The 10653-nt window shown below is 50.6% G+C and carries 10 protein-coding genes and 1 tRNA gene; all 11 read left to right on the top strand.

Annotation, left to right across the window (positions count from 1 at the left end; genetic code table 11):
• The first annotated feature begins 15 nt into the window (after positions 1-15).
• The 11 genes from PKO01S_RS21355 (at position 16) to PKO01S_RS21305 (ending at position 10550) form a co-directional block, all read left to right on the top strand.
• Positions 16-91 (top strand) — tRNA-Lys (locus PKO01S_RS21355).
• 171 nt (positions 92-262) lie between these two features.
• A complete protein-coding gene (locus PKO01S_RS21350; RefSeq protein ID WP_127533465.1) occupies positions 263-1213 on the top strand; it encodes an MraY family glycosyltransferase in 951 nt (316 codons plus the stop codon).
• Positions 1214-1320: 107 nt separating this feature from the next.
• Positions 1321-2415 carry a PucR family transcriptional regulator gene (locus PKO01S_RS21345; protein ID WP_246070672.1) on the top strand — a complete coding sequence of 365 codons (1095 nt, stop codon included), beginning with the start codon at positions 1321-1323 and terminating at the stop codon, positions 2413-2415.
• Positions 2416-2507: 92 nt separating this feature from the next.
• Positions 2508-3629: an ABC transporter ATP-binding protein gene (locus PKO01S_RS21340; protein WP_127533464.1), complete on the top strand. Its 1122-nt coding sequence runs from the start codon at positions 2508-2510 to the stop codon at positions 3627-3629.
• A gap of 141 nt (positions 3630-3770) precedes the next feature.
• Positions 3771-4472: a sigma-70 family RNA polymerase sigma factor gene (locus tag PKO01S_RS21335; protein ID WP_246070671.1), complete on the top strand. Its 702-nt coding sequence runs from the start codon at positions 3771-3773 to the stop codon at positions 4470-4472.
• Complete coding sequence (locus PKO01S_RS21330) at positions 4441-5859, top strand: DUF4179 domain-containing protein (RefSeq protein ID WP_164779702.1); 1419 nt, start codon at positions 4441-4443, stop codon at positions 5857-5859. Before PKO01S_RS21335 ends, PKO01S_RS21330 begins: the two co-directional genes overlap by 32 nt.
• Before the next feature lie 117 nt (positions 5860-5976).
• Entirely contained in the window at positions 5977-6915 is a 939-nt protein-coding gene (hprK, locus tag PKO01S_RS21325; RefSeq protein WP_127533462.1) for an HPr(Ser) kinase/phosphatase, read from the top strand.
• A gap of 82 nt (positions 6916-6997) precedes the next feature.
• Positions 6998-7975: a prolipoprotein diacylglyceryl transferase gene (gene lgt, locus PKO01S_RS21320; protein ID WP_127533461.1), complete on the top strand. Its 978-nt coding sequence runs from the start codon at positions 6998-7000 to the stop codon at positions 7973-7975.
• Between the two features lie 113 nt (positions 7976-8088).
• Positions 8089-8769 (top strand): pyrophosphatase PpaX, encoded by a 681-nt coding sequence (gene ppaX, locus PKO01S_RS21315; RefSeq protein WP_127533460.1) that lies wholly within the window; start codon positions 8089-8091, stop codon positions 8767-8769.
• A 14-nt stretch (positions 8770-8783) separates the two neighbouring features.
• Complete coding sequence (locus PKO01S_RS21310; RefSeq protein WP_127533459.1) at positions 8784-9308, top strand: acyltransferase; 525 nt, start codon at positions 8784-8786, stop codon at positions 9306-9308.
• A gap of 66 nt (positions 9309-9374) precedes the next feature.
• Positions 9375-10550: an acyltransferase gene (locus PKO01S_RS21305; protein WP_127533458.1), complete on the top strand. Its 1176-nt coding sequence runs from the start codon at positions 9375-9377 to the stop codon at positions 10548-10550.
• Positions 10551-10653: the final 103 nt, after the last annotated feature.

Here is a 10653-nt window from a genome sequence, read left to right as displayed (position 1 = left end):
TTTCTTTTACAGCAAGAGCCATTAGCTCAGTTGGTAGAGCACCTGACTTTTAATCAGGGTGTCGTAGGTTCGAGTCCTACATGGCTCACCATTTTACAAATGATCACCGCAGACAATGTCTGCGGTTTTTTTGTATATATACGATAAAAACCTTAGCAAATAATGTCGATAATAATCGATTTGTTCGAGTGAAAACGGAAAATGAAGGGAACAATGAAGACGATCCAACAAGAGCTGCGGCAATGATAAAGGAGTGCTTCAAATGTTCTACTTGGCGGCATCGCTTATTAGTTTCGCTTTCATGTTCGTACTTGTCCCGATTTTTCGAACGATTGCTATGAAAACCGGTTTTGTTGATCGGCCGAATAACCGCAAGATTCATCGAAATCCGATCCCGCTTATGGGGGGAGCTGCGATTTATTTGGCGACAATAGTCCCGCTATTATTGTTCGTCGGTACAGCCCGACTTAGCCTTGCTATTGTGGCTGGCGGACTTGTGCTTGTCGCGATTGGACTTGTTGACGATTATGCGAAGACGCAAGGTCAGGATTTTCCCGTAGCTCCGCGTGTTATCGTTTACTTAGGAGTAGCGACAATGCCGCTTTTGTTCGGAATTCGAATTGAAGGGATATCGAACCTTGGATTGGGCGGCATGGTTATTTTTCCGGAATGGTTGGCATGGGGAAGTACAATTATATGGGTATTTGCTTTAATCAATATGATCAACTTCATCGATGGAGTGGACGGGCTTGCCTCCGGCATTTCGACGCTGTCTTCATTTACGCTGTTCGTTACGGCATTAATTAAAGGGCAGCCGGATACTGCGCTGCTGGCCATTATATTAGGAGGAGCATGTATCGGTTTCTTGGCGTTCAACTTTCATCCCGCCCGCATATTCATGGGTGATGCTGGAGCAACCTTCATCGGGTACTCGCTAGCTGTCATTGCGGTAGACGGTGCATTCAAGAGTGCGACCTTCTTAACGATGATTGTTCCGCTGCTTGCGTTGGGTGTCCCGATCATAGATACGGTAATCGTTATGCTGCGGAGAATGCTGACCGGCAAAGGTCTGCATCAGGCGGATAAGCTGCATTCCCACCATGTGCTGATGAGATGGGGGCTTAATCAAATCCAAACGGTGTCGTTCCTCTATTTGATTGCAGCTGTATTCTGCTTGTTATCTATCCTGCTATTAGTGACGACAGGTTCTTAAGAGCTAAAGAAAGCTGAAAGCAGCCGAATTGTATGATACAATGACTTAAAAAATGTCACTTCATAAGTCATATATATAGGATTGGCGAACAGGATAGGGGATAAAGAATGAGCATGTCAGATTGGGAACAACTGCAGCACATTTTGAACTGTCCAGTCCGTGTCGAGGAGCTACTCCTCTCGGATCATCCCGCAATGGCGGGGCTTGAGGCAGGAACGGTTGTTGAGGATCAGTCGGAATCATTGGCTATTATCACCGCGGTTGATGATGGAACGATACAGATGCTGAACGTCGGACGGGGCAATCTGAATGAAACGGAAAAAGCCTTGATCGCATGGTCTGTCGCTCGTTATGCTTTGAAGCAAGCCGAAGAAATTCATGATGCTGATGGAGGATCCGAGGCAGAACGCAGTGCCCGTGCGATTGGAGAATGGATCGTCAAGCAGTCATTAGCGGGAGGTTCGGAGCCTCTGCCGAGTAGTCTGTCGCAGGACGGGAGACTCTATGCGGAGATGATTCCGTTCTTGCTGGAGACGGAGCAGACTGCCGAAGCTTCTGCATTCGGAGAACTGCAGAAGCTGCTTGATTCGTTCCTGGATGAGGATGTTATCGTCATTCCGCTCAAAGGCCAGGAATGGCTGGTACTCGCACCATTAGCGCTCGTCCGTGATACGCTGGAAGACCGGGATGAGCAAGCGGAGACGCTTGAGGAAAGCTTGGCTTCGATCGGTTCGGGACTTCAGGAGATGCTGGCAAGCGAATGGATTGGTGAATGCCATCTTGCTGTGGGGCGTCCGATGAAGCCGGTAAAGTCGGTTGTACAGTCGGTCACACTGCTGCGGGAAACGATCGAGCTAGGTCGGATATTCGAATTGGGAGCGAATATTCATTTGCCATGGAATATGCATCTGGAGAGGCTGCTGGCCAATATTCCAGAGGTTGTCAGATATCGTTATGTGGAGCAAGCGCTTGGAAGAGCGGACGTCTTCATGGAGACGGAGACGTTGTCGACACTGGATACTTTCTTTGCCTTAGACTGTAATGTGAGCGAAACAGCGAAGAAATTGTTCATTCACCGCAATACTCTACTATACCGGTTGGACAAGCTAAAGCAGGAGACAGGCCTTGATGTAAGAGTGTTCCGGGATGCCGTTCTGATGAAAATCATTTTGCTATTGTACAAATTCACGAAAAGGGCTTAGTTTTTTTGTAGGGAATGTGCATAGTCATATCGACTCTCCTAGGTTAATATAGGTTCATAACGAATTTACTTTTGTTTAGGGGGAAATGACTCATGGCAGGCGTACGCTTAGAGCATGTGTACAAAAAGTATCCGGGTTCCGATCTCGCATCCGTTAAAGATATCAATCTCGACATTAAGGACAAAGAATTCCTCGTACTCGTCGGCCCATCGGGTTGCGGTAAATCGACGACGCTCCGGATGATTGCCGGCCTTGAAGAAATTTCCGAAGGCAAACTGTTCATCGGCGACCGTCTGGTGAATGACGTAGCACCTAAAGATCGCGACATCGCGATGGTATTCCAATCCTACGCCCTGTACCCGCACATGAACGTGTACCAAAACATGGCGTTCGGTCTGAAACTGCGCAAATTCAAAAAAGCGGACATCGACAAACGCGTTCGTGAAGCCGCTAAAATTCTCGATATCGAGCACCTGCTCGACCGTAAACCGAAGGCATTGTCCGGCGGTCAACGTCAGCGTGTCGCTCTCGGCCGTGCAATCGTACGTGAGCCGCAAGTATTCTTGATGGACGAACCACTTTCCAACTTGGATGCTAAACTGCGTGGTCAAATGCGCGCAGAAATCAGCAAACTGACGAAACGTCTTGAAACGACTACGATCTACGTAACGCATGACCAGATCGAAGCAATGACGATGGGCGACCGTATCGTTGTTATGAAAGACGGCATTATCCAACAAACGGATACGCCAGAAGTGCTTTACAACCATCCGAAGAACCTGTTCGTAGCAGGCTTCATGGGCGCTCCAGCAATGAACTTCATCGCTGGTACGCTGGCTGATCAAGGCGGCGCGCTGCGCTTCAAATCGAGCGGCGTAGACGTAGCTGTTCCTGAAGGCAAAGCTAAGCTGCTTCGTGAAAAAGGTTATGCGAACAAAGAAGTAATCCTCGGCGTTCGTCCGGAAGATCTGCATGAGGAGCCAGTATTCCTGGAAGCATCCCCTGACACGATCGTTACGGCACACGTTGACGTTGCTGAGAACCTTGGTCACGAAATGTACCTCCACCTCAACGGTATCGGTACGCAAACCGTTATCGCTCGTATCGACGGCCGCGCTGGCGTTATGAACGGTACGAACGTGAAACTCGCACTCGACATGAACAAAGTTCATCTGTTCGATAAAGAGTCCGAACTGAACATTTTCGAGAACTAATTCTCGATTGATACGAAACAGTCTCTGAGCCGATGCTCAGGGACTGTTTTTTATTTGTTCTGCAGCAAAACCGTTTGCCGATGTTGCGAGTCTAATAGATAGGGTCAGCAACCAAGGGGTGAGAGGTTGGAGAGGAACAGCATGCGGTACGTTGGTTGGACTGAGGCAGATGATCAGGAGAAACCAGCCCGAGAAGCAGGAGAGACCATGGGGTATTCGGATCAGAATGAACGGCCGACAGATGGCTATGGAACAATAGATGAGCAAAATGATGAACTAGAGCTGGCGCTTGCGGCAAGCCGAGGGAACGAGGAAGCTTTTCTGCGGCGGACGGATATGGAGAAGGAAAAGCTGTATGCGATCGCTTACTCCTATATGCGAAGTGAAGGTGATGCGCTCGAGATGGTGCAAGAGGCGGTATGCCGGGCTTGGCAGAAACGTCGATCGCTTCGTGAACCGCGCTATTACAGTACTTGGCTGGTTCGAATATTGATACGGATCTGCATGGACTCTAGCCGGAAGAGAAAGCGTGAGCTGCCGTTAGGAGACAGGACGGCAGCTAAGAGCCAAAGTTATGGTATGGACCCGGCTGGAATGCTGACCGACAGAATGGTCATCGAGAAAGCTCTCGATCAGTTGAATGAACAAGAGCGTATGGTCGTCGTGTTGAAGTATTATCGGGATTTGACGTTGTCGGATATAGCCATGCTGCTAGAGAAGCCGTTGGGTACGGTGAAGACTCGTTTGCATAAAGCGCTTGTCAAGCTGCGAATCGAGCTGGATGAAGACGGGAAGGAGGAGGGCGGATTCCATGAAAAGAGTCAACGATCGAGAAAGCGGTAAGACGACGGATTGGAATGATCTTATCGATACGATAGAGGCGGAATCTTGGGAACGGGATATAGTGAGGATTCAAGAGACAGCTGTCCCGTCGTCTGATCTTGCGCTGCAAGAGGCTATTCGCAAGGGGCTCAAGCAGGGGCGGCGTATGGGCAGGAGGAAAGCTCGGAAGCGTTACGGATACGGGATGGCTGCTGGGCTGCTGGGCATCTTCCTGCTTATGACGGCCTTCACGCGAGTATCGCCGGCTTTCGCAGCAATGCTGGAGGAGATTCCGATTCTGCATAAGTATGTAGATTTGATTTCGACGGACTCCTCGCTGCGATTAGCGGTTGAGAACGAATTTCTGCAGCCTGTGGGCGTATCAGATGAGCATAACGGGAAGAAGATGACGATTCCTTTTATCATGACGGATGGACAGAGGCTCGTGTTGTTCTATTCATTAGAAGGAACAGGCATTACGAAGGGAAGCCAGTTAAACAATACGGTCATTAGCGGTGTAAACGGCGAAGAACTGCCGGGCGGATATTATTCGTGGAGTACGGGGGCAGACACCGTCGAGTCCATAGGGGCAAAATACGAAAAGCTTGATATCTACCTGCAGGAAGGAACGGAGCTGCCGAATCGGGTGAAGTTCAAGGCGGAGTCAGAAGGTGAAGCGTTCGAGGTGGAATTCAATATCGACCATAGCCTATATAAAGATATGAGAGAAGAATATAACGTCGATAAGGAATTTCAGATAGGCGGTCAGTTATACAGGGTAGACAAGTTGATCGTTACTCCAATGCAGGCTTCTGTATTCATACAAGGGGCGCCGGGAAATACGAAGAAGACCAACTCTTTAAAAGGGCTTGCGCTTGAAGATGAGAAGGGCCGCCGCTGGACTTCAAGCAATGGTCTAGGAGCAATAGATGAGGACGGAATTCAGGAAAATTTCTACAGCAGCTATTTCGAAAAACCGAAGCATCTTACATTAGTAGCGGAAGGGGCGCAGCAGAACGAACGCGGCAAGAAGTTGGTCGTCGATACGGAGAAGCTTCTTACGCTCGAGACGCCAGACCAGCGGCTCAAGTTGAAGCAGATCGAGCCTGACATTGACGGTAATAGTATTAAAATCGTATTCGAGGTGAGCAACTTAAGCGAGGCAGAAGGAACTTATATGTATTATCTATTTAATCAATCCAAGCCATTCACAGACGGCTCCGGGAAATCCTATTCATTTACGGAATCGGCCCTTGTGACGTCAGAGACGCATCAGTCACAAGACGGACCGGATGAACAGATTACTACTTACGTCATTCCCAAACATGACTATAAACAGCCGTTGACCTTCGAACTAGACCAATATCCCGGTTATGTGAATGAATCGGTTCGGGTACCGATACGATAAGGGATAAAAAACAAGAAGTAAGACTTCTATCCAAAGAAAAGGGCCAAACGTTGCGTTTGGTCCTTTTTTCATTTACGATGAAGACAATGGAAAAAACGGCGAGGGGGCAGCTTAAGGATGGCCAAGAAAGTAAAAGTGTCGGAACTGGTTCAAACGTTCCAACTTGAAATATTGTCCGGCGAGGACGGGCTTCGCCGTACGATAACGACAGACGATTTATATCGGCCTGGATTGGAAATGGCCGGCTATTTTCACTATCATCCGCGTGAGCGTGTACAGATTCTGGGCAAGACGGAGCTTACGTTCTTGCAGACGCTTAGCTCTGAGGCTCGTGTAGAGCGTCTAGAGCGGCTGTGCAATGAGGAGTCGCCATGCATCATCATTACGCGCGGCATGGAACCGCCAGCCGAGTTGGTCGAGCAGGCGAAGGTCGCGAACATTCCGCTGCTGCGAAGCGGAATGGCAACAACGATTCTGCAAAGCCGGGTAACGAACTTCCTGGAGAGAAAGCTGGCGCCGACCGCGACGATCCACGGTGTACTTGTCGATGTGTACGGAATCGGCATGTTGATTACAGGCGGAAGCGGCATCGGTAAAAGTGAAACGGCACTGGAACTCGTCAAGCGCGGCCATCGGCTTGTCGCCGACGATGCAGTCGAGATCCGTCAAACGTCGGACGGTCAGCTTCATGGCTCCGCTCCTGAGCTGATCCGGCACCTGCTCGAAATTCGCGGTCTAGGCATCATCAATGCCATGACGCTGTTCGGGGCGGGGGCGGTCCGCAACAATAAACGGATCGGTCTTGTCATTAAGCTGGAGAACTGGCAGCCTGAGAAGCAGTATGACCGGCTTGGACTCGATGAGGAAACGACGCGTATTATCGATACAGATGTTACGCTCGTCACCGTTCCGGTACGGCCTGGCCGCAACTTAGCGGTCATTATTGAGGTAGCGGCGATGAACTACCGCTTGAAACGGATGGGTTACAACGCGGCTCTTCAATTTACGAACAAGCTGACAGAGACTATTGCTGACGACATGGACGACTATGAATAAGCCGTACGGCCAACAGGATTGTGCAATACAAAACGAGAATCAATCAAATCGGAAACAATCGTAAAGGAGAATCGGCGTTACTATGCCCAACGTGCACACGCTTCTGCTAAATCCAATTGCTTTGGATCTTGGCTTCATTACGATTCATTGGTATGGCATTATACTCGGCTTGGCGGCGCTTGCCGGCTTGCTGCTGGCAATCCAGGAAGGCAAGCGGTTCGGAATTTCGCCGGACTTCTTCATGGACTTGCTGCTGTTCGGCGTCCCGTCGGCTGTTATCGTCGCGAGATTGTATTTCGTCGCTTTCAAATGGAACGAGTATAAGAACGATCCGCTCTCGATTTTCGCTGTCTGGGAAGGCGGTATCGCGATCTATGGCGCATTGATCGGAGCATTTATCTGCGGCTTTATTTATGCCAGGTACAAAGGCTACAGCTTTCTGCGCATCGCCGATATTTGCGCGCCGTCGCTCATTGCGGGCCAATTGATCGGACGTTGGGGCAACTTCGTCAATCAGGAAGCGTACGGCGGCCCTGTCGAAGAGTCGTTCTTGCGGGATACGCTTCATTTGCCGAATTGGATCGTCAATCAAATGAACGTCGAAGGCGTATTCCATCATCCGACGTTTCTATATGAGTCGCTGTGGAACGTAGTCGGCATTATCATCCTTTTCATCATTCGCCGCCAGAAGTTTCTGCTCGCGGGCGAGCAGTTGGCTGCGTACTTTATCTGGTATGCTATTGGACGTTTCTTTATCGAAGGGCTTCGTACGGACAGCCTCGCTTTCAGCGGTGCAGATTGGATTGCGAACTTCATGGATGCGCTGTGGTCGCCAATGACGGCTATGGGCTTCACTGCAGGTTATCTGCCTCCGCTTGAGGGCAACATCCGTATCTCGCAATTGATCAGCGTTATTCTGCTGCTGATTGCGGTTGTGGTCGTCGTAACACGCCGCTTGTCCGGTTCGTATTGGATCCGGTACTCGGATCCGGTCGTTTCGACGAAACCGCAGAAGCAGGGCAAGAAGACGGACAGCCCTACGGATTTGGCGAACGGCTAATCCGATTGTGAGGGAAAGCATATAATGCGTACATTGTCGGCTCCGCCGGCTGGTCCTCGAGGCCGGCTGGGGAGCCGATTTCGCAGCAAGCAGAAGGAAGAGGAGTGGACAAGATGCATAGCGGCATAAATATCGAGACAGACCCGCTATCGGGTCAGGGGAAAATAACGACGATGCTATTCGATCTGGACGGCACGATATTAGATACGAATGAGCTCATTATCCAATCGTTTCTTCATGCGCTGGATGGAATCGTGGAGCCGGGCTTTGGAGCGGAGCACATTATTCCGCTGATGGGCCAGCCGCTCACGAAGCAACTGCAGCATTTTTCCGGCTTGGAGGATGTCACTCAGCTTCTTGCGAAGTACCGGGAGCATAACTTGCGTGTACATGACGAGTATGTCCGGTCGTTCCCTTATGTGAACGAGGTTATCGGAACGCTTCATGAGAAGGGCATTAAGCTCGGCGTCGTGACGACGAAAATCAGGATGACGACGGAGCGCGGCTTGACGTTCGTTGGCTTGCGCGAGTACATAAGCACTGAGGTAACAATCGACGATGTGCAGCATGCGAAGCCGCATCCAGAGCCGGTGCTTCGTGCGCTGGAGGAGCTGGGAGCGGACCCTGCGACGACGATGATGATCGGCGACAGCGCCGTCGATATCGAATCGGCGAACGCGGCTGGCGTGATTTCCGTCGGCGTTGCATGGTCGCTTAAGGGCGGGCAGATGCTTCGGGATGCCGGCGCTCGCCATATCATTCACGATATGCGGGATCTGTACAAATTCGTCTGAGGAGAGAACGTCTGATGGGTCGTAATGTAGAGCGGTTCAAGATGGAGGGGCCGAACGCACTGTGGCAAATGTACCGAACGGTCAGCCGGTTCAAGGCGGTGCGCAATTTTATCGCAATCCAATTCACAAGATACTGCCCCTCGCTGCCGCTAAAGAATGCCATTTACCGGAATGTGCTCGGCATGAAGGTCGGGCGGGAGACGGCTTTCGCCTTAATGGTAATGGTCGACGTTTTCTTTCCCGAAAGAATAGAGATTGGCGACAACAGCATTATCGGCTATAATACGACCATACTGACGCATGAATATTTGATTGGCGAGTATCGAATTGGAACGGTCAAGATCGGCAATAACGTGCTCGTCGGTGCCAATACGACGATACTTCCAGGGATTACGATCGGCGACGGGGCAGTCGTGGCAGCCGGATCCGTCGTCCATAAGGACGTTCCAGCCGGTGCTTTCGTAGGCGGCAATCCAATGCAGATGCTGCGGAAGACAGAAAGCAGCGGCAATGAACCGCAATCATCATTACGGGATTAGAATGAAGGCAGCGTTTGCGTTTGGCATGTTTCACCTCAATTTGCGCCTGAAAGAAGGTTCATCATCTTGTCTAACCGGAAACCTGTCGTCCATGAATTGAACGTGATGCGCGGAATTGCGATGTTGGGGGTTCTTACCGTTCACTCCACCTCGTCGGCTGTCGCAGCGTTGAATGAGTCTTCGCTATTCGGATTATTCAATACGCTCAACGTGCTCGCATTGTTCTGCGTACCGGCATTTATTTTCTTATCGGGATTCGTGCTGCTGTACAACTACAGCGATCAGAAGATTGGACTGCGGTCGCTGGGCACTTTTTACCGGAAGAGGCTGCTCTATATTCTCGTGCCCTATGCGTTTATCTCGCTCTTGTATTTGGGGATTAAACAATTGTACGTGATACGGGCTGGCGGCAGTGTGGAAACGCTTCCTGTTCTGGATAAATATTGGCATTACCTGTTGACCGGCAACGCCTATACGCATTTGTACTATATTATTATTACGGTTCAACTGTATCTTGTCTTTCCGTTGCTGCTTTATGTGCTTCAGAAGGTGCGTAATCGCGGATTGTGGCTTGTTGTGCTGGGCATCGCGATTCAGGCGGGATTTTATTATGCGAACCGGTATTGGCTGCATGTCCCGTCGAAGGGCAGCGTGGCGCTGACGTATGCGGGGACGTTCCTGTTAGGTGTGTATGCGGCGCTTAATTATGAGCGAATGAACGCGTGGATTAACAAGCGGATGCCGGTGCGGCGTACCGTGCTATGGCTTCTATGGGCGGCTTCAGCCGTCATCTTCGTAACGGTGTGGCATCGGTATCGGACCGGGGATCATACGTATCCGTCCGAAGCATTCGAGTTCGGCTATGAAGCCTATACGCTGTTGACGATTCCTGTGCTGCTCCAGATTAGCGGCTGGATTCGAAGACTGAAGAGCCGGACGCTGGAAAATCGGATGAATGATCTTGGAGGCTTGTCATTCGGCATCTATTTGATCCATCCGGTATTTCTGCTCGCGTACCGTGAGCTTGTTCCGCTGCCGGGCATGCCGTACCAATACATCGCATGGGTAGCGGGCATCTTCATCACGGCGCTGGCGGGATCGCTGCTCGTATTGTTCCTCGCTTTCAGGGTGACGGGATGGTCATGGCTGCTGTTCGGTCAAGTACCGGCGAAATTCCGCAGAAAAAGCGTGACGGCTGGCGCAGAATCAGGGAACCAAAATGGTGTTCGCCATTCAGGATGATGATTTCGAGAAAGATAAAGGTCAGCCTTAATGGGCTGGCCTTTTGTATTGGATATGAAGCCGCGCGGGAAGGGGGTTCATCCCTTGACTGACCTCGGCTTGC

Source organism: Paenibacillus kobensis NBRC 15729 (assembly GCF_004000825.1).
GTDB classification, from domain to species: domain Bacteria; phylum Bacillota; class Bacilli; order Paenibacillales; family Paenibacillaceae; genus Paenibacillus_T; species Paenibacillus_T kobensis.
The sequence above is the reverse complement of the archived record's forward strand: the minus strand, read 5'-3'. Positions and strand labels throughout refer to the sequence as shown.